The sequence below is a fragment of the Streptomyces sp. URMC 124 genome, from assembly GCF_051386455.1.
GTDB lineage: Bacteria > Actinomycetota > Actinomycetes > Streptomycetales > Streptomycetaceae > Streptomyces.
Genome location: NZ_JBPQTS010000017.1, coordinates 12,493 through 31,562, shown reverse-complemented (window position 1 = coordinate 31,562; position 19,070 = coordinate 12,493). Strand labels below are relative to the sequence as shown.

Below are 19,070 nucleotides of genomic sequence, written 5' to 3'. Positions count from 1 at the left end.
CCGGCGGGAGAGCGCGCACGGGCGACGGCGGGGGACGCGGGCCGCGGACCGGCGACCGTGGTCAACTCCCCGGCCCCCTCGGGCGTCCTACCTGCCGCAGGCGACCTCACGTCCCTCCGTACCCATGGGAGTCACGTTGTCCTTACGCCCTCGTATGAGAGCCCTGACCGGCCTCGGCCTGGCGGTGCTGACCTGCGCCGCCGCGCTGCCGGGCGAGGCCGCGGCCGCCACCGCGCCCGCCGACGGCCGGCACGCCTCGGGCGGCGGCCTGTCCGCCGTCATCCGCTACACCGAATACGGCGTTCCGCACATCGTCGCGAAGGACTACGCGAACCTCGGCTTCGGCACGGGCTGGGCCCAGGCCGCGGACCAGGTGTGCGTCCTCGCCGACGGGTTCGTCACCCTGCGCGGCGAGCGCTCGGTCCGCTTCGGGCCCGGCGCCAAGCCCGACGGCTCGCTGTCGTCCGCCGGCACCAACCTCTCCAGCGACCTGTTCTTCCGCGGGATGAACGACGCGAAGACCGTCGACAAGATCCTCGAATCGCCCGCCCCGGCCGGACCCACCCGGCAGGCCAAGGAGCTGATGCGCGGCTGGGCCGCGGGCTACAACGCCTGGCTGGCGCAGAACCGCATCACCGACCCGGCCTGCCGCGGCGCCGCCTGGGTCACCCCGGTGACCGCCCTGGACGTCGCCCGGCGCGGCTACGCCATCACCGTCCTCGGCGGCCGGGGCATGGCCGCCGACGGCATCGCGGGCGCGGCGCAGCCGGGGACGGCGCAGCCGGGGGCAGCGCCCCGTGCGGCCAAGGCTCCGGCGGACCCCGCCGAAGCGGCCCGCAAGGTCTTCGGCGAACAGCGCCGCAACGCCGGCATGGGGTCCAACGCGGTCGCCTTCGCGGGCTCCGCCACCGCGAACGGGCGCGGCCTGCTGCTCGGCAACCCCCACTACCCCTGGCAGGGCAGCCGCCGCTTCTGGCAGTCGCAGCAGACCATCCCCGGGGAGCTGAACGTCTCCGGCGGCTCGCTGCTCGGCATGCCGATCGTGGAGATCGGCTTCAACGAGCGGATCGCCTGGAGCCACACGGTCGCCACCGGCGTGCCGACCAGCCTGTACGAGCTGAAGACCGTGCCCGGCGACGCCCACGCCTACCTCGTGGACGGCAAGCCCGAGCGGATGACCGAGCGCACCGTCACCGTGCCCGTCCGGGGCGAGGACGGCCGCACCTCGAAGGTGACCCGCAGCCAGTGGTGGACGCGCTACGGTCCGGTGGTCACTTCGCTCGACGATCTGTCCCTGCCCTGGGCCGACGGCAAGGCCTACGCCCTGACCGACCCCAACGCCGAGAGCCTGCGCTTCACCGACGCCTCGCTCGCCCTGGCCAAGTCCCGCAGCGTGCGCGGCGTCCAGGAGGCCCTGGGCCGCACCCAGGGCCTGCCGTGGGTGAACACGATCGCCGCGGACTCCGGCGGCCACAGCCTCTACACCCAGGCGCAGGTCCTGCCGCGGGTCACCGACGAGCTCGCCGGGCGCTGCTCCACGGACCTCGGCCGGCAGACGTTCCCGGCCGCGGGCCTGGCCGTCCTGGACGGCTCCCGCGGCGCCTGCGCGCTGGGGCGCGACGCCGACGCCGTCCAGCCGGGCATCTTCGGCCCCTCCGCGATGCCGGCGCTGGTCGACGCCCCGTACGCCGAGAACTCCAACGACAGCCCCTGGCTGGCCAACGCCGAGCGTCCGGTCACCGGTTACCCGAGGATCTTCGGTGACACCGGTACCCCGCGGTCCCTGCGCACGCGCGGCGCGATCGAGGACGTGTCCGCCATGGCGAAGCGCGGCAAGCTGACCGTGGCGGACCTGGAGCGGCAGCAGTTCGCAAACCGTGCTCCCGCGGGCGACCTGACCGCGGCCGACGCGGCGAAGGCGTGCGCGGCCCTGCCGGACGGGAAGGCGACGGGCAGTGACGGCAAGGCCGTCGACGTCTCCGCGGCCTGCGGGGTCCTGGCCCGCTGGGACCGGACGGTCCGTACGGACAGCAAGGGCGCGGTCCTCTTCGACCGCTTCTGGCGCAGGCTCGTCCGCTCCGGCCCGCAGGCCGGGCTGTGGCGCGTGCCCTTCTCCCCCGCCGCCCCGGTGACCACGCCGAACACGCTGAACACGGCGTCGCCCTCGGTCGGCCGGGCCCTCGCCGACACCGTCGCCGAGCTGCGCGCGGCGGGCATCGCCCTGGACGCACCCCTGGGCGAGCACCAGTTCGTCGAGCGCAACGGCAAGCGCATCCCCATAGCGGGCGGCGCCGACGCGCTGGGCATCTGGAACATGATCGAGTCCGCGCCGTGGGACTCCGCCCGCGGGGGCTACTCCGAGGTGCGGCACGGCTCCAGCTACATCCAGGCGGTCGGGTTCGACGGCGGATCCTGCCCGGCGGCCCGCACCCTCCTGACGTACGGGCAGTCCTCCGACCCCACCTCGCCGCACCACGCGGACCAGACCCGGCTGTTCTCGGCCGGCCGCATGGTCCGGGCCCGCTTCTGCGAGAAGGACATCCTCTCCTCGCCGCAGCTGCGGGTGGTGCGCGTGGGCGAACGCTGACGGGCCGCCCCTGCGAGCCGGGGCCGGGCGCCGCTCACACCGGGCGGCCCCGGCCCTTCCAGTAGGACTCCCGCAGGCGGCGTTTGTAGAGCTTGCCGTTGGGGTCCCGGGGCATGGCCTCGGTGAACTCGACGGCCCGCGGCCGCTTGTAGCCGGCCAGCGCCCCGGCGCAGTGCGCGAGGATGTCGGCGGCCAGCGGGGCGCCCGGTGCGTGCCCTTCGGCCGGCTCGACGACCGCGCGCACCTCCTCGCCCCAGTCGTCGTGCGGCACGCCGAAGACGGCGGCGTCGGCGACGGCCGGGTGCGCGAGCAGCACGGACTCGACCTCCGCGGGGTAGATGTTGACGCCCCCGGAGATGATCAGGTCGATCTTGCGGTCGCGCAGGAAGAGGTAGCCGTCCTCGTCGAGGCAGCCGAGGTCGCCGACGGTGAAGAAGTCGCCGATGCGGCTGTCACGGGTCTTGCCGGCGTCCTTGTGGTACGTGAAGCCGCCCGTGGTCATCTTCATGTAGACGGTGCCGAGGCGGCCGGCCGGGAGGCGGTTGCCGTCGTCGTCGAAGACGGCGAGCTCGCTGATGGGCCACGCCTTGCCGACCGTGCCGGGCTTCTTCAGCCAGTCCTCGGCGGTGGCGAAGGCGCCGCCGCCCTCGCTGGCCGCGTAGTACTCCTCGATGCAGCCGCCCCACCAGTCGATCATCGCCCGCTTGACGTGCTCGGGGCAGGGCGCGGCGCCGTGCACGGCGTGGCGCATGGACGAGACGTCGTAGCGCGCCCGGACGTGCTCGGGGAGGGCGAGCAGCCGCTGGAACTGGGTGGGGACCATGTGCGTGTGGGTGCACCGGTGCGTCTCGATCAGGCGCAGCATCTCCTCGGGCGTCCACTTGTCCATCACCACCAGCCGGTGGCCGATGTGCAGGGACGCGGCCGCGAACTGCAGGACGGCCGTGTGGTAGAGCGGCGAGCACACCAGGTGGGTGTTGCCGTCGAACGGCCGGATGCCGAAGATGCCCAGGAACCCGCCCAGGTGGGCCTCCTCGGGCGGCTTGCCGGTCAGCGGGCGGCGGATGCCGCGCGGCCGCCCGGTCGTGCCGGAGGTGTAGTTCATGACCCAGCCGAGGGTGCGGTCGGCGGGCGGGGTGTCCGGGCGGTCGTCGAGGAGCGCGGCGTACGGGCGGAAGCCGGTGACGTCCCCGACGGCGTAGCGCCGCGCCGCGGGCAGGCCCGCCTCGTCGGCGGCCGCCGTGGCCGTGGCGGCGAACCGTTCGTGGGCGATGAGGACCTTGGCCTCGCTGTCGGCGACGATCCAGGCGATCTCCGGCCCGACGAGGTGGTGGTTGACGGGCACCAGGTACAGGCCCGCCTGGGTCGCGGCGAGGTGGGCGGTCAGGAGTTCGGCGCCGTTGGGCAGGACGACGGCGAAGGCGTCGCCGGTACGGAGCCCCGCGGCGCGCAGCCCGCGCACGAGGCGGTTGGCGGCACCGTGCAGGCGCCCGGCGGTCCACGTACCGCCGGCCGGGTCGACCAGGACGACGCGATCGGGCTCGGCGGCAGCCTGTGCCCAGAACCCGTTGGGCGGTTGGGGTGGCATGGGGCCTCCTTCGGAGGGGAGCCGGCGGCGAGGGTGGGCCGCCGGGAGCGGTCACGCCGGCGCGGGACCGGCCCCGGCCGGGGCGCCGCGGTGACCGGGACCGCTGCCCGGCTCGGCCGGGACCGGCCCGGCCGCGATGCGGTCCAGCCGCGCCACGGCCCGTTCGAAGCCCTTCGTCAGCTCGTCGAAGACGGCCCGGACGCTGCGGCGGGTGTTCATGCTGCCGACGATCTGGCCGACCGGTGTGCCGAGCAGCGGTGCGGCCTCGTACTTCTGGATGCGGGTCAGGGCCTCGGCGACGAGGAGGCCCTGCAGCGGCATGGGGAGCGGGCCGGGGCCGGAGGGGTCGTCCCAGGCCTCGGTCCAGGCCGTGCGGAGCTGGCGGGCGGGCTTTCCGGAGAGGGCGCGGGAGCGCACGGTGTCGCCGGAGCCCGCGGCGAGGAGCTTGGCGGTCAGGGCCGGGGAACCCAGGTCGGCCTCCTCGGTGGTGAGCCACAGGGAGCCGATCCACACGCCCTGCGCGCCGAGGGCGAGCCCGGCGGCGACCTGTTCCCCGGAGCCGATGCCTCCGGCGGCCAGGACGGGCAGCGGGCCGACGGCGCGGACGATCTCGGGGGTGAGGACCATGGTGGCGATCTCGCCGGTGTGGCCGCCGGCCTCGTAGCCCTGGGCGACGACGACGTCGATGCCGGCGTCGGCGTGCCGCGTGGCGTGCCGGGCGCTGCCGGCGAGCGCCGCGACGAGGGTGCCGTGGGCGTGGGCGCGCCGCACGACGTCGGCGGGCGGCGGTCCGAGGGCGTTGGCGAGCAGGGCGAGCGGGTGGTCGAAGGCGGCGTCGAGCTGGGCGCGGGCGACGTCCTCCAGCCAGCCGGTGATGCGCCAGCCCCGCCGGTCCCCGGCGGCGAGTCCGGGGACGCCGTGCCGGGCGAGGAGCTCCTCGACGAAGTGGCGGTGGCCGTCGGGGATCATCGCCTCGACGTCGGCTTCGGTGACGCCCTCGGCCCGTCCGGCGGGCATGACGACGTCGAGCCCGTAGGGTCTGCCGCCGGTGTGTGCGTCCATCCAGTCGAGGTCCCGGGAGAGCGCTGCGGGGTCGGTGTAGCGGACGGCGCCGAGGACGCCGAGCCCTCCGGCCCGGGAGATGGCCGCGGCGACCGCGGGGAAGGGCGTGAACCCGAAGACGGCGTGCTCGATGCCCAGCCGCCGGCTCAGCTCGGTCTGCATGGGCGGCAGGATGCCGCAGGAGGCCGGGCGAGGGAAGAGCTTTTCTGACGCAGCGTCAGGCGACGGCGCTAGCGGTGCAACGGCCGGCCCCGCGTCTGCCCCACCCGCCGGACCGCCGCGACCTGGCGGTAGAGCTCCACCGCCTCGGTGGAGCGGCCGAGCTGTTCGAGGCAGTGGGCCTCGTCGTTGCGGCTGGTGAGGGCGTCCGGGTGGTCGGCCCCCAGCACCCGCTGCCGGGCCTGCGCCACCTCGCGGTAGACGGCGAGGGCCTCGGTCCAGCGGCCCAGCCACCCCAGCCCGACGGCGATCTCGCGCCGGCTCACCAGCGTCTCGGGGTGGTCCGCCCCCAGCACGCGCTCGCGGACCGCGCCGACGTCGCGGGCCTCGGCCAGGGCCTCCTCCCAGCGGCCGAGGCGGCCGAGGTTGACGCCGAGGCAGTGCCGGGCGCGCAGGGTGTCGGGGTCCTCGGGCCCCTGGGACCGGCTGCGTTCGCCCACCAGCTCGCGGAACAGCCGGAGGGCCTCCGCGCTGCGCTGCAGGCGGCCGAGGCAGATGCCGGTCTCGTAGCGCGCGGCGAGCGTGTCGGGGTGGCCGGGCCCGAGCACCCGCTGCCGGGCGACGGCCACCTCGCGGTAGGTCTGCAGCGCATCGGTCCAGCGGCCCAGCTGGCCCAGGGCGTAGCCGACCTCGTAGCGGCTGACGAGCGTGTCCGGGTGGGCGGGACCCAGGACCCGCGAGCGGGTGACCGCGACCTCGCACGCCATGCGGTAGGACTCCTCCAGGCGGCCGAGGCGGCCCAGGTTGAAGGCCAGGTTGTGGCGGCAGCGCAGGGTGTCGGGGTGGTCGGGGCCCACGGTCCGCTCGCGCGCGGCGAGCACGGCGGCGTACACGTCGTGGGCCTCGAAGTGCCGGCCCAGCTGCCCGAGGACGTACGCCGTCTCCTGGCGGGCGGCGAGCGTCGCGGGGTGGTCGGCGCCCAGGACGCGCTCGCGCCCGGACGCGGCGCGGGCGTACTCGCGCAGCGCCTCGGCGGGGCGCCCCTGCATGCTCAGGGCGAAGGCGGCCTCGTAGCGGCTGGTGAGCGTGTCGGGGTGGTCAGGGCCGTGGACGCGCTCGCGCTCGGCGGCGACGGCGGCATGGGCGCGGCCGGCCTCCTCCCAGCGGCCCAGCCGGCCCAGGCGCAGGCCCTCCTGATGGCGGGCCACGAGCGCGGCGACGGCCTCCGGCGCGGGCGGGGCGGGCTGCTCCGGGACGGCCGGCAGGCCACCGGCGGGCAGGCCGCCGGCGGGCACGGCGGACGCGGCCCCCGTGCGCCGGGCGGTCCCCGGACGCCCCGTCAGCCCCGCGCGCCCCACCGGCTCCGCGGCCCCCGGCGCGCCCGCCGTCCAGGCGCCCGTGAGCGCCGCCGCCGGGTCCGGGGGCGGCGCCGTCCGCGGGCCGGGGCCGGTGGCCTTGGAGCCCGTGGTCATGTTTCTGGCCCAGCCGGGCAGCCGCGGCTCGGGCAGCCGCACGGACGAGCGCAGCGGGCGCGGCCGGCTCCCGGACGGCGTCCGGTGCGCGGTCGCCAGGCGCGAGAGCCGGCCGGGCGGCTCCAGCACGAGCAGGCGGCCGTGGAGGTCGGCGGCGTCGGGAGGGCGGTCGTCGGGGTCCTTGGCGAGCAGGTCGAGGACGATCCGCTCGAAGGGCTCCGGCAGGTCGGGGCGGCGGGTGCGCGGTGGGGCCGGCGGGGTGTCCCGGTGGCCGACGAGGACGGCCCAGGCGTCGTCCATGTCGAACGGCGGGGCGCCGGTGGCGATCTCGTACAGCACGCACCCCAGGGAGTAGAGGTCGCTGCGGTGGTCGACCGGGCCGCCGCCGATCTGCTCGGGCGACATGTAGTGGGGCGTGCCCATCGCGATGCCCGTGCCGGTGAGCCGGGAGGAGAAGGAGGACGAGTAGGAGAGCGAATCGCCCAGCCGGGCGATGCCGAAGTCGCAGATCTTCACCGTGCCGTCGGCCAGCCGCATGATGTTGGCCGGTTTGAGGTCCCGGTGCACGACGCCCTGGCGGTGGGTGTAGGCCAGGGAGGCGGCGACCTGCTCCGCGATCTCCAGGATGTCGGGCAGGGCGAGCGGCAGGCCGCCGGTGTCCAGCAGGAGCTCGCTGAGGTTGCGGCCGTCGAGGAGCTCCATGACCAGGTACAGCACGCCCTCGGACTCGCCGAAGTCGTGGATGACGGTGATGCCGCGGTGCTGCAGGGCGGCGGCGACGCGCGCCTCGCGGCGGAAGCGCTCGCGCAGCACCCGCAGGTACGACGGCTCGTGCCGCGGCCCCATGGGTTTGAGGCACTTCACGGCGACCTGCCGGCCGAGCGACTCGTCCAGCGCCCGCCACACCTCGCCCATTCCGCCCCGCCCGATGCGCTCGAGCAGGCGGTACCGCCCTTGGATCAGCCTGGTTTCCGCCATCCCGCGCCGCCGCCCCCGTCGATGCCCCGCGCTTCCCCCGGCCCGTCCAGTATGGCGGCCCGTCTGTGCAGGTTGTAGGAGGAGGGACGGCTACCGGGACCGAGTCCGGCGGCCGTGCGGAGGATGTGCGGGGGAGGCAGCTGCCGGCGGACGCCCGCGGGGACGGTGCGCAGGGCGCCGCCCGCGGCGCGCAGGCGGCGGGCGACGACGTGCGGGGACGGGGCCTGCCGCCCGTACGGCTCGTGGGCGGAGGACGGCGGCGCGGCGCAGGCGAGGGAGGCCACCCGTCTCCGGAGCAGCTCGCGCGCCGGAATCACCGGAAGGGGGACGGGCGGGCGCCGCGGGAAGGCGTCGGCCCCGCGGGCCTGCGGGGCGAGGGCGGGCTCGGGCCGCACCTTCTCGCAGCGGGCGGCCGTCCGCCCGGGCGTGCCGGGCACGTCGGCGGGGTCGGCGTGCGGCATGGGGCACCTCCTGTCGTCGTCAGGTCAGCGGCGCACGCGCGGCATCCCCAGACCGATCCAGGAGATGATCTCCCGCTGGATCTCGTTGTTGCCGCCGCCGAAGGTGAAGACGACGGCGGCGCGGTAGCCGCGTTCGAGCTCGCCGTGGAGGGCGGCGCCAGCGGAGCCCTCCTTCAGGGGGCCCGCCGCGGCGAGGACCTCCATGAGCCAGGCGTACGCGTCGCGGCGGGTCTCGGAGCCGTAGACCTTGACGGCGGAGGCGTCCTGCGGGGTGAGCGCCGAGCGCTGCAGGGCGTCGACCATCTGCCAGTTGAGCAGCTTCATCGCCTCCAGGCGCAGGTGGGTGCGGGCGAGGCGGGCGCGGACCCAGCCGAGGTCGATGACGCGGCGGCCGTCGGTGAGCTTCGTGGCGGCGGCCCAGCGTCGTACGTCGCGCAGGGCTCGTACGGCCGTGGTGCCGTGGGCGGCGAGGGTGACGCGCTCGTGGTTGAGCTGAGTGGTGATCAGGCGCCAGCCCCGGTTCTCCTCGCCGACGCGGTTGCGGACGGGGACGCGGACGTTCTCGTAGTAGCCGGCGGTGGTGCTGTGGGAGGCGAGGGTGTTGATGGTGGTGCAGGAGTAGCCGGGGGCGCCGGCCGGTACGAGGAGGAGGGTGATGCCCTTGTGCGGCGGTGTGCCGTCGGTGACGGGGGTGGTGCGGACGGCCAGCCAGATCCAGTCGGCGGTGTCGCCGTTGGTGGTCCAGATCTTCTGGCCGTTGACGACGTAGGAGTCGCCGTCGCGTACGGCCCGCGTCGTGAGGGAGGCGAGGTCGGTGCCGGCGCCGGGCTCGCTGTAGCCGATGGCGAAGTCGAGCTCGCCGGAGAGGATGCGGGGCAGGAAGTAGGCCTTCTGCTCGTCCGTGCCGAACTGCATGAGGGTGGGGCCGACGGTGTTGAGCGCCATCAGGGGCAGCGGCACGCCCGCCTGGGCGGCCTCGTCGAAGAAGATGAACTGCTCCATCGGCGTCCGGCCGCTGCCCCCGTACTCCACGGGCCAGCCCACCCCGAGGCGGCCGTCCGCGCCCAGGCGGCGGATCGTGGCGCGGTAGAAGCGCTTCTGCTCGGCCGGGTCGTCGTGGCGGGCGTGGGCGCGGTCGGTGACCAGCCCGGCGAAGTAGTCCCGCAGCTCGGCGCGGAAGCGCCGCTGTTCCGGGGTGTATTCGAGGTCCACGGGCCCTCCAGGGTGCTCGCCGTATGCCGCGCCGACGGCGCACACCGTAGAACCTGTTCCAGGAATTCGGAAGGCGGAGGAAAAAGACGGGACCCCGCGGGGCGTGAGCCCTGCGAGGTCCCTGCCGGGTGCGGCGGCCGCCGCGGCCGTCAGCGGCCGGCGTGCCGGCGGTGGCGTCCCCCGGCGGGCGCGCCGCCCCCGCCGCGGCGCCGGCTGTGCGGCACGGGGCCGGTGTGACCGTGGTGGCCGCCGTGCCGCTCCGCGGCCTCCAGCTCGGCGAGCTCCTGGTCCAGGCCGAAGCGCTCCAGCAGCGGGACGCGGTAGAGCCGCGGCAGCAGCCAGGCGTGCCAGACGCCGGTGATGAAGACGATCGCGGAGGAGGCGATCAGGACCGAGCCGAAGGTGTCGGTCGGGTAGTGGGCGCCGACGTACCAGCGGGAGAAGGCGACGAGCAGGACGGCGAAGGAGCCGGCGACGAGCACGGTCCGGCGGTGGCGGGAGTCCCGCAGGAGGAAGTAGGCGGCGATGACCACGGAGACGGTGAAGGCGGTGTGGCCGCTGGGGAAGCTGTTGGAGCCGATCTCGGGGTCCAGCATGAACTCCCGCGGCGGCCGGGGCCGGGCGACGATGGCCTTCGCGATCTGGGTGCTGTTCCAGCCGACCGCGACGACGAGGAAGGTGGAGACCGCCGTCACCGGCCGGCGCCGCACGAACAGCAGCCAGCCGCTCCAGACCGCGAGGATCAGGACGCCTGCGACGGGGGACGCGAGGGCGCTGACCCCCTCCATGACCACGTTCAGCCACCCGGTGCGGAAGGTGGTCTGGACCGTGCGGTCCAGCTTCAGGTCGTGCGGCTGGATGAGATCGGTGTGCACGGCTACCAGGCCCAGCGCGATCGCGACGGCGAACAGCAGGACCGAGTTGCGCAACCAGTGGCGCACGTACGGCATGGGTGGGGCGTCCTTTGTATCGGTAGGGCGGTACCGGCACGGCAGTACACGCGAAGGTGACGAATGCCTGCCGCAGGGGTGACAACGGCACGGCTGTACGGCAAAGCTACACGCGCCGCACGCGCACCCTTCGGGGACGCCCGCCCCGGACGGCGCCCACGGGCCGCGCGCCCCGGGCCGCCCACCACCGGCGGCGCACCCTGCGTGAGGGAGTTATATCCGACGGTGACCCGCGGGCCGGGCGGGGAGGCGGGGGTACGGGCCGCGATTCAGCCGATCGTGGACGGAGCCACCGGACCGGAGCGGCCGCGAGGGAGAGCACGGGACGGCAGCCCTTGACGCCGGGCACCGCCGAACGGTTCCCGGACGAGGGAATGTGTGCCCTGCCTCACGTCGCGGGCACCGTGTTCCGCTGGCCGGATCGCGCTCCCCGCCCACAAGGCCCTTCAACCCCACGCGACTTGACGGTGTCCTGTCGGGTGTCAGCACACACGCCGGACCAGAGGGGCCGCTTGCCATGAACGTACGCACCCGCACCGTCCACAGAGCCCTGGCGGGGGCACTGACCGCCGCCGCGATGACCGCGGCGGCCCTCACCGCCCCCGCCGCGGCCGCCGGTCGCGAGGCGGCCGCCGGAGGCCACGACCGGCACTCCGCCACCCGAAGCGCCATGGAGGCCCAGGTGGCGGCCGGCATACCCGGCGTCCTGGGGCAGGCCCGCGACGAGCACGGCACCTGGCGGGGCTCCGCCGGCACCGGCGACCGCACCACCCACCGGCCCCGCCTCGCCCAGGACCGGTTCCGCATCGCCAGCGTCAGCAAGGTCTTCACCTCCGTCGTCCTGCTCCAGCTGGAGGCGGAGGGCCGGATCAGCCTGGACGACACCGTCGAGCACCGGCTGCCGGGCGTCGTCCGGGGCAACGGGCACGACGGAGGGAAGATCACCGTCCGGCAGCTGCTCAACCACACCAGCGGGATCTACAACTACACCGAGGACCCGGGCTTCCAGAAGCTGCTCGGCCCCGGCTTCCTCGAGCACCGCTTCGACGACCACACGCCGGAAGAACTGGTGAGGACCGCCACGGCGCACGCACCGTACTTCCGGCCGGGTGCGGGCTGGCACTACTCCAACACCAACTACGTCCTCGCCGGCATGATCGTCGAGAAGGTGACGGGGCACTCGTACGCCACCGAGATCAAGCGGCGCATCATCCGGCCCCTCGGGCTCACCGCCACCACCCTCCCGGGTACGGCGCCCGAGCTGCCGAACCCGCACGGCCGGGCCTACAGCACACTCCTGGCCGAGCCGGCGCCGAACCCGAAGATCTACGACGTCACCGAACTCAACCCGTCGTGGGGCGGGGCCGCCGGCGAGATCATCTCCACCGCCGGGGACCTCAACCGCTTCTACGGCGCCCTCGTCGGCGGGAAGCTCCTGCCGAAGGCGCAGCAGCAGGCGCTGCTCACCGGGGTGCCCGTCGACGACACCATGCCCGGCGTGCGCTACGGCCTCGGCGTCTACACGGCCCCGCTGTCGTGCGGCGTGACCGTCTGGATGCACACCGGCGGCATCCACGGCTCGTCCACGATCGCGAGTTCCACGACCGACGGCCGGCACACCGCCGCGTTCAACTTCAACGGCGACTGGACGGGCGACCTCGGCGCACTGATCGAGGCCGAGTACTGCGGCAAGGCGCCTGCGGGCCAGTCCGCCCTCGTCAAGCCGCAGAAGACGACGACGCTGGCGACCCTGCGCTGACGCGCACGCGCCGCGCACCCGCACCCGCACCCCGTACGTACGTGCACGCACCGCGGCCCGCGGCTGGTGACAGCCGCGGGCCGCAGGTGCGCACGGGAGCGCAGAGGGCGGCTCAGCCCTGGCAGATCCCGCGGGCGTAGTCGTACGTCGCCGTGGCCTGCGAGTACTTCCACTGGGGGGCCAGCAGCTTCGCGTCGAGCTGCTGGGCGGCCTCCGGGCTCTCGACCACGTACCCGAAGTCCTGCAGCCAGGAGGGGTAGAGGTTCTTCGAACCGATGTAGAAGGCCGAGCCGTCCACGGAGACCAGCTTGTGGTGCTGCGCGTACGGCTTGCCGTCGGCCCACTTGGCGCTGTCCGAGCTGCGGGCCGTGGCCAGCTGCAGGTTGCCGCACATGGCCGTCTTCGCGCCCTGCGGGCCGCCGGTGAGCAGCGCGAGACGGTTGCGCAGGACGTCGCTGATCTCGTTCAGCGACTTGATCTGCGAGTAGCCGCCGCTGCCGACCGCGCCGCGGTTGGCGGGGTCGCTGACCACGATGCGGACCTTCACGCCGGCGGCCAGCTTCGCCGCGAGCGCGTCGTAGAGCCGGACGTCGTAGCGCGGGAGCGGCGGGCAGGTGGCGTTGAGGTCCTGCTGGGAGATCTCCACGTGGCTGCGCGCACTGGCGACGAGGGCGCGCAGGGCGCTCTCCTCGGGGTTGGCCGTGTCGTAGTCGCGGTCGGCGTTGGTGTTGTCGTGCAGCCCCACGACGCACTTGGTGTCGGGCGCCGTCGGCAGGTCCGGGCGGAACGACGAGGAGGGGTCGGAGTCCTGGATGCCGACGCCGAGACCGCCGACGGCGATGACGGGGACGTTCCCGGTGGCCGGGGCGGCGGTGGGGTTCGCGTCCTTCTCCATCGCCGGCATGCAGCCGGCGCCTTCGGAGGCGGCGAACCAGACGTTCGCGATGTTGCTCTTGTTTTGGCAGGTCCAGGTCCACAGCTGGTCCAGGTACCGGCCGGCCGACCCGGCCGCGGGGCCGGTCAGGGCGAGGTCGACGTCGGACACCGGGTGGGTGGTGTCGAGGTAGTCGCCCTTCCAGCTGTTGATGCCGCCGGTGATCGCCGACTGCCCGTCCACGACCAGCAGCTTGGAGTGGTTCCAGGAGAAGGCGGTCTTCGAGGTCGTCATCGACGCGACGTTCAGGGTGACGCTGTCGGCGGCCTTGCCCAGCTTGTCGCGCAGCTCGTCGCGGTACTTCGTGGGCAGCACGTTCATGTGGTAGACGGGCGCGGCTCCGACGAGCACGCGGACCTTGAGCTTGCTGCCGTTCTCGGCCGACTTCTTCAGGCCCGCAACGATCGCGTCCTGGAACGCCCCGTCGGGGAAGGGTGCCAGGGTGGATATGTCGACGGTGCGCGTGGCCCGGGAGATGTTCTCGGTCATCTTCGCGAGCAGCCGCTTCGTGCCCGGGCGCTCGGCGCAGGTGGCGTCGCCCCAGCAGCCGGGGGTCTGCAGGAGCCAGTCGGAGGGGTCACCGGAGGAGGCGTCCAGCGCGTTGCCGGCGGTGCGCTCCCACACGCGCCCTTCGAGGCCCGGCGAGACCTGGCGGAGGGTCTGCTCGACGGCGTCGAGGTGCGGGGTGGCCGAGGAGTCGGCGAACGCCGGGGCCGCGGGGAGCGCGGCGAGGGCGAGGGCGGAGACCGCTGCGGAGACGGCGGGACGGGTTAAACGGCGGAGCCGGTGGCGGGCCAATGTGCTTCCTTGTTCTGGGGTGCGGAGGTGACCGGGAACGCGCCGGGCGGCGTGCACGCGCACGGCGATCCGCAGCGCCGGATGCCGGCACTGCGGATGATCACCGGGGTGAAGCTACCAGTTGCCCGGAACGCACCGTTCAGGAGCCGCAGCTGCTGCCACCGCCGCAGCTGGAACTCGAACCGGAGGAGCAGCTGGAGCTGGAACAACTCGAATGACCGGAGTGACCCGAGTGGCTGGAACAGCTCGACGTGCTGGAGCAGCCGTAGCCGGAGGAGGACGAACAGGAGGAGGCCGAAGAGGAGGCCGCGTAGGAGGACTTCGACGCCTTCGAGGACTTCGAGGACTTCCGGGAGGGCGTCTTCGCCAAGGAGTGCCCGCTGCTCACGCCGGCGTTCGACGAGGCCGCCTTCCTCAGCTGGACCAGGAACGGCAGGTCCGGCTCGGGCGCGCCGGCACCGTGCACGGCGACGACACCGGCGACGCCCTCCGGGTGGGCGCCGGACGCCCGGACGCTCCAGGGGCCCTTCGTGCGGATCCGGTCGGTGAAGGCCTTGCCCCGCGGGGTGGGCTGCACCTTGGGCCCGGTCGGCCGGCACCGGACGCGCAGGACGATGCCGCCGGCGAGGAGGGCGAGGACGGCCAGCGCCGGCACACCGGCCGCCGGCATGACGATCAGGGCCACGACGCCGACGCCGGTGAGGACGAGGCCGCCCACCTGTACGTCGGCGGCCCGCTGCCAGTCCTGCTTCACCTGGGGCGACACCAGCATCCCGCGCCGGACCAGGGCGCCTTCGAGGGCGTCGACGGCCGCGTCGAACTGCAGCGACGTGCGGACCCTGCGCAGGGAGATGCTCCAGTCGGCACTGCAGCGGCCCAGCAGGGCGCGCTCCACGGCGTTGTGCGCGGCGGCCCGCTCCACCGTGAGCCTGCCGCTGTCGCTCACGGATATCCGCCCGTCGTCGCACATGCCGGCGATGACGGTGTCCACCGCCCGGCCGCGGCCGCCGAGCAGGAACGCGACCTCCAGCAGCTCCGGTTCGCCCTGTGCGGGCGGGGGGTCGGCGAGGGCGCGGCGGCGGGCGACGACCAGCCGGGCCGAGGGGGCGACGAGGGCAAGGAGGGTCACCAGAGCGGCGACGACGATGCCGGCGTTCATAGGGCGGTTGCCTTTCGGATCACGCGCGAGCGCAGGGTGTGCCAGGCCGACGCCAGGCGGGCCGGGAGCGGGGCGGGGCCGCCGGCCGGAGCGCGGCGGGCGGCCGTCCACGCCGCGAGGCGCTCCCGCCGCCCGGGGTCGGTGAGTGTTCCTTCGGTCTTCAGGAGCGACTCGGCGAAGTCGAGCGCGTCCTGGCGGTAGCCGCCGCTCATCGGACGGCCGCGGGCATGGGCGAGGAACAGCCGCCGGAAGTCCGCCCCGAGGATGCCGGGCAGCTCCGGGGCGACCTTCGCCACGACGTCGGCGCGCTTGCCGAGCAGCGCCTGCTGCTGCGCCCGCAGCCTCCCGGGGTCGAAGCCGTGCGGCGGGGGTGCGTCCGCGACGAGCGCGGAGAGCAGGGCGTGCTGGGCGTGCGCGAGGCGCCGACGGGCGGCGTCGGGGCCGGCGCCCGGGCCGGCCTCCGACGCTGCGGGACGCTCGGTCTCGGACACTGTGGGGCACTCTCTCTCAGACACCGTGGGCCACCGTCTGCCGTCGGCCCCGGGGGGCCCGGGGGTCCCGCCCGGCAGGGCGCCGCGCCCCGGCCACCGTCGCTCTGATCGCGTTCAGTTCCCCCGCGAGCTCTTCGGGCGCGGGGAAGGCGTCGTCGCGCTCCAGGAGGACGCCCGGGGGCGTGACGCGGGCGCACAGCTCGGCGAGGACGTCGAGGACGGGGCCGGTCACCGGGTGGGCGTGGCTGTCGTGCCACAGTCCGCCCTGCTCGACCCCTCCGGCGACATGCACGTAGGCGATCGCTTCGAGCGGCAGTTCGTCCAGGGCGGCCGCCGGGTCGTGGCCCAGGTTGACGTGGTTCGTGTGGAGGTTGGCGACGTCGATCAGGAGCCGTACGCCCGTCCTGGCGACGAGCTCGGCGAGGAACTGGCCCTCGGTCAGCTCCTCGCCGGGCCAGGCCAGGAGGGCGGCGATGTTCTCCAGCGCGAGCGGGACGGGCAGCATGTCCTGCGCGATGCGGACGTTCTCGCAGAGGACGTCCAGGGCGTCGCGGGTGCGGGGCACCGGCAGCAGGTGACCGGCCTCGATCCGCGGGGAGCCGGTCAGCGGGCCGCCCGACCGGACGAAGGCGATGTGCTCGGAGACGAGCGGCGAGCCGAGGGCTTCGGCACGCTCGGCCAGCGCCGCGAGCCGGGCGAGATCCGGCCGGTCGGCACCGCCGAGACCGAGGGAGACCCCGTGGGGTATCACCGTCGTGCCGCGCTCGCGCAGCTCCCGGAGCGGGCCGGGGAGGTGGCCCGGGCAGATGTTCTCCGCGACGACCTCCACCCAGTCGGCGCGGACCGGGCCCGCGCCCACGGCGTCGGCGATCTCCGGGCGCCAGCCGATCCCCGCCCCCAGTGTTTTGAGCGCACTCGGCTCACTCATGGCCCCGCCCCCCGTCTTTCCCGTGCTCCCCCGTAGGCGCCGAACGCCTGTACCAGCGGGCTTTCCCCGCAGCACACCGTACGAATCCTGCGGGAGGGAAACAGCATCAGCACAGGTCAGGTGCAGAGCACACCCTGGGCGGGCGCTCGCGCATGCGTGCTCGTCGCCGCACGTACATCTCTCGTATGACCCGTGCCGTCTGCACCGGACCTCAGATGTACGCGATGCCGCCTCCAGGTCGGATTACTCCCGGTGGTCCGAGGCCATAGCTTCTTGATCATTGGTGGGGCGCACCCCGCCCTCCCTGAGCGATCCCGAAGTGAGGCTGACCATGTACGGCAAGGCATTCGCCCCCGAGTACCGGGGCTCCCTGGAAGACCTCTCTGTGAACGCCTCGCTCGAGGACGTGCTGGCCAAGGCGGAGGAGCAGCGGCAACGGGCCCAACGGGACGGCTCGCCGGTCGACGTGGCGCACGCCGAGCTGGCCGTCGCGGAGGCGAGCCGGCGGCTCGGCCGGGTGGAGGACGCCGAACGCGCGTGGAAGGCCAGCTACCGGGCCGCGCGGCAGGCGGCGGACCTGGGGGCGATGGCCTGGGCCGTGTGGAGCGGTGGCACGCTCGCCCGGCAGCGCGGAGCCCTGGCCCTGGCCCGGCGGTGGCTCGCCATCGCCGCCGAACTCGCCGAGCGGGGCGACGACATCGTGGCCCGCGGCTACTCGCTGGCGGGCCTCGCCGAGACCGGCCGCATCCAGGGCGACTACCAGGCGGTCGGCGAACTGCACGAGAAGCTCCTGGCGGAGGCGCGGCGCCGGGGCGAGGCCCGGCACACCGTGTGGGCACTGGAGGGCATCGCGCAGATGCACCGCAACTCGGGCTCGTACGACACCGCGCTGGCCATGTTCGAGGAGGCGGCGGAGATATCGGACCGGGCCGACGACGCCCGGGGCCACGCGTGGGCGCTGCGCGGGATCGCCGACGTGCTGTCCCTGCGGGGAGAGACCGAGCGGGCGCTCGGGCTCCTCTCGGAGGCCGAGGGGACGTGCCGGCGGATGAAGCTCGTCAGCGCCCTCGCCTACAACCACAAGATGCGCGGCAACGTCCTGTTCCGGGCGGGTCGTTACGCGGAGGCCGAGGAGTGCTACCGGGGGGCGCTGGAGGAGTTCCGGGAGATGGCGGAGCCGCGGGGCGCCGCCCTGGCCCGGCTGGGTCTGGTCAAGAGCCGGGCCCGGCTGGGGCACGACCGCGCCGGGACCGCCGCCGAGCTGGACGACCTGCACCGTACGCTCGGCCGGATCGGCCTGCTCCACGCGCGGCGGATGGTCGAGGCGGCGCGCGCCGAGCTGGGGATCCCGGCGGAGCCGGCGGCGGCCCCGGCGGCCCGCCCGGCCGCCTGACAGCCCGCCCGTCCCCCGGCAGCCCACGACAGGAGAGAGAAAGACCATGCCCACGCAGGCCGGCCCAGTGCCCCCGCAGACAGCACTCCGGACATCCGCTCCCCAGACGCTCGCCCGCGCACGGGCGCTGGCCGAGCCCGCGCTCAGAGCCGCCGTGGCGACGCTGCACCCGCTGCCGGCCCGCATGGCGGCCTTCTCCTTCGGCTGGTGCGAGGCCGACGGCACCCCGAGCCCCTCTCCCGGCGGCAAGGGCGTCCGCCAGGCGTTCGCCGTGCTCGGCGCGGAGGCGGTGGGCGCTGCTGCCGGGACCGCGGTGCAGGCGGCGGTGGCCGTGGAGCTGGTGCACACGTTCTCGCTGGTGCACGACGACATCATGGACGGCGACGAGCGGCGGCGGCACCGGGACGCGGCGTGGAAGGCGTTCGGCACGGGACCGGCCGTCCTGATGGGCGACGCCCTGTTCGCGCTCGCCGTGCGGACGGTGGCGGAGGCCGGAGGCGAGCACACGGGCCGGGCGGTGGCGCACCTGGCCGACTGCCTGGGCGAGCTGGTGCGCGGGCAGGCCGACGACCTGCTGTTCGAGAGCCGCCCGTGGACGGGGCGGGAGGCGGTCGGCATACCGGAGTACGAGGCGATGGCGGCCCGCAAGACCGGTGCCCTGCTGGGCTGCGCGCTGTCCCTGGGGCCGGTGCTGGCGGGTGCCCCGCCCCTGCAGACGGGTGCCCTCGCCGAAGCCGGGCGGCGGCTCGGCACGGCCTTCCAGATCGTGGACGACCTGCTGGGCATCTGGGGCGACCCGCGGACGACGGGCAAGCCGGTGCACGGTGACCTCCTGCGGCGCAAGAAGACCCTGCCGGTGCTGGCGGCCCTCGCCCTGGACGACGGGCCGAGCGCCCGCGAGCTGGTCCGGTTGCTGGGCCCCGGCACGCCTCCGGGCGCCGCGGACGCGCACCGCGCGGCCGGTCTGATCGAGGCGGCCGGCGGCCGGGAGTTCGCCCTGGAGGAGGCCCACCGCCATGCGGCGGCCGCGCACGGCTGTCTGCGGGGCGCGGGCCTCGCGGAGGGCGCGGCCGGTGAGCTGCTCGCGCTCTCCGCGCATCTGCTGGAGCGGCAGCTGTGACCCGTACCGCCGCAACGAC

The 19,070-nt window shown here is 74.7% G+C and carries 12 protein-coding genes and 1 pseudogene; 4 read left to right on the top strand and 9 right to left on the bottom strand.

Features of this window, described 5'->3' with window-relative positions; translation table 11 throughout:
- Positions 1-154: 154 nt before the first annotated feature.
- Complete coding sequence (locus ACSNOG_RS05690; protein WP_436751418.1) at positions 155-2,587, top strand: penicillin acylase family protein; 2,433 nt, start codon at positions 155-157, stop codon at positions 2,585-2,587.
- Between the two features lie 34 nt (positions 2,588-2,621).
- Here ACSNOG_RS05690 and ACSNOG_RS05685 read toward each other — a convergent pair whose 3' ends face one another.
- The 6 genes from ACSNOG_RS05685 to ACSNOG_RS05660 form a co-directional block, all read right to left on the bottom strand.
- Entirely contained in the window at positions 2,622-4,175 is a 1,554-nt protein-coding gene (locus ACSNOG_RS05685; protein WP_436751417.1) for an acyl-CoA synthetase, read from the bottom strand.
- A gap of 51 nt (positions 4,176-4,226) precedes the next feature.
- On the bottom strand, positions 4,227-5,399 hold the full coding sequence (locus ACSNOG_RS05680) for an NAD(P)H-dependent flavin oxidoreductase (RefSeq protein WP_436751416.1): 1,173 nt from the start codon (positions 5,397-5,399) through the stop codon (positions 4,227-4,229).
- A 68-nt stretch (positions 5,400-5,467) separates the two neighbouring features.
- The gene (locus ACSNOG_RS05675) at positions 5,468-7,846 is read right to left on the bottom strand and encodes a tetratricopeptide repeat protein (RefSeq protein WP_436751415.1); all 2,379 of its coding nucleotides are present in this window, start codon (positions 7,844-7,846) and stop codon (positions 5,468-5,470) included.
- Positions 7,828-8,307, bottom strand: a complete 480-nt coding sequence (locus tag ACSNOG_RS05670; RefSeq protein WP_436751414.1) for a hypothetical protein — start codon at positions 8,305-8,307, stop codon at positions 7,828-7,830. The genes ACSNOG_RS05675 and ACSNOG_RS05670 overlap by 19 nt, the downstream gene beginning before the upstream one ends.
- A 24-nt stretch (positions 8,308-8,331) precedes the next feature.
- Positions 8,332-9,519: an acyl-CoA dehydrogenase family protein gene (locus ACSNOG_RS05665; protein WP_436751413.1), complete on the bottom strand. Its 1,188-nt coding sequence runs from the start codon at positions 9,517-9,519 to the stop codon at positions 8,332-8,334.
- A 149-nt stretch (positions 9,520-9,668) separates the two neighbouring features.
- Complete coding sequence (locus ACSNOG_RS05660; protein WP_436751412.1) at positions 9,669-10,469, bottom strand: phosphatase PAP2 family protein; 801 nt, start codon at positions 10,467-10,469, stop codon at positions 9,669-9,671.
- Positions 10,470-10,986: 517 nt separating this feature from the next.
- Here ACSNOG_RS05660 and ACSNOG_RS05655 point away from each other — a divergent pair.
- Positions 10,987-12,228 carry a serine hydrolase domain-containing protein gene (locus tag ACSNOG_RS05655; protein ID WP_436751411.1) on the top strand — a complete coding sequence of 414 codons (1,242 nt, stop codon included), beginning with the start codon at positions 10,987-10,989 and terminating at the stop codon, positions 12,226-12,228.
- A gap of 112 nt (positions 12,229-12,340) precedes the next feature.
- Here ACSNOG_RS05655 and ACSNOG_RS05650 read toward each other — a convergent pair whose 3' ends face one another.
- The 3 genes and pseudogenes from ACSNOG_RS05650 to ACSNOG_RS05640 form a co-directional block, all read right to left on the bottom strand.
- On the bottom strand, positions 12,341-13,960 hold the full coding sequence (locus ACSNOG_RS05650; protein WP_436751410.1) for a phospholipase D-like domain-containing protein: 1,620 nt from the start codon (positions 13,958-13,960) through the stop codon (positions 12,341-12,343).
- 139 nt (positions 13,961-14,099) lie between these two features.
- Positions 14,100-15,119, bottom strand: coding sequence for a TIGR04222 domain-containing membrane protein (locus ACSNOG_RS05645; protein ID WP_436751409.1), 1,020 nt, complete (start codon positions 15,117-15,119; stop codon positions 14,100-14,102).
- Positions 15,116-16,538, bottom strand: a pseudogene (locus tag ACSNOG_RS05640) (DUF692 domain-containing protein). The gene ACSNOG_RS05645 and the pseudogene ACSNOG_RS05640 overlap by 4 nt, the downstream one beginning before the upstream one ends.
- 331 nt (positions 16,539-16,869) lie before the next feature.
- Here ACSNOG_RS05640 and ACSNOG_RS05635 point away from each other — a divergent pair.
- Together ACSNOG_RS05635 and ACSNOG_RS05630 are read left to right on the top strand one after the other, a co-directional pair.
- Positions 16,870-17,931 carry a tetratricopeptide repeat protein gene (locus ACSNOG_RS05635; protein WP_436751408.1) on the top strand — a complete coding sequence of 354 codons (1,062 nt, stop codon included), beginning with the start codon at positions 16,870-16,872 and terminating at the stop codon, positions 17,929-17,931.
- 67 nt (positions 17,932-17,998) lie between these two features.
- On the top strand, positions 17,999-19,051 hold the full coding sequence (locus tag ACSNOG_RS05630; protein ID WP_436751441.1) for a polyprenyl synthetase family protein: 1,053 nt from the start codon (positions 17,999-18,001) through the stop codon (positions 19,049-19,051).
- Positions 19,052-19,070: the final 19 nt, after the last annotated feature.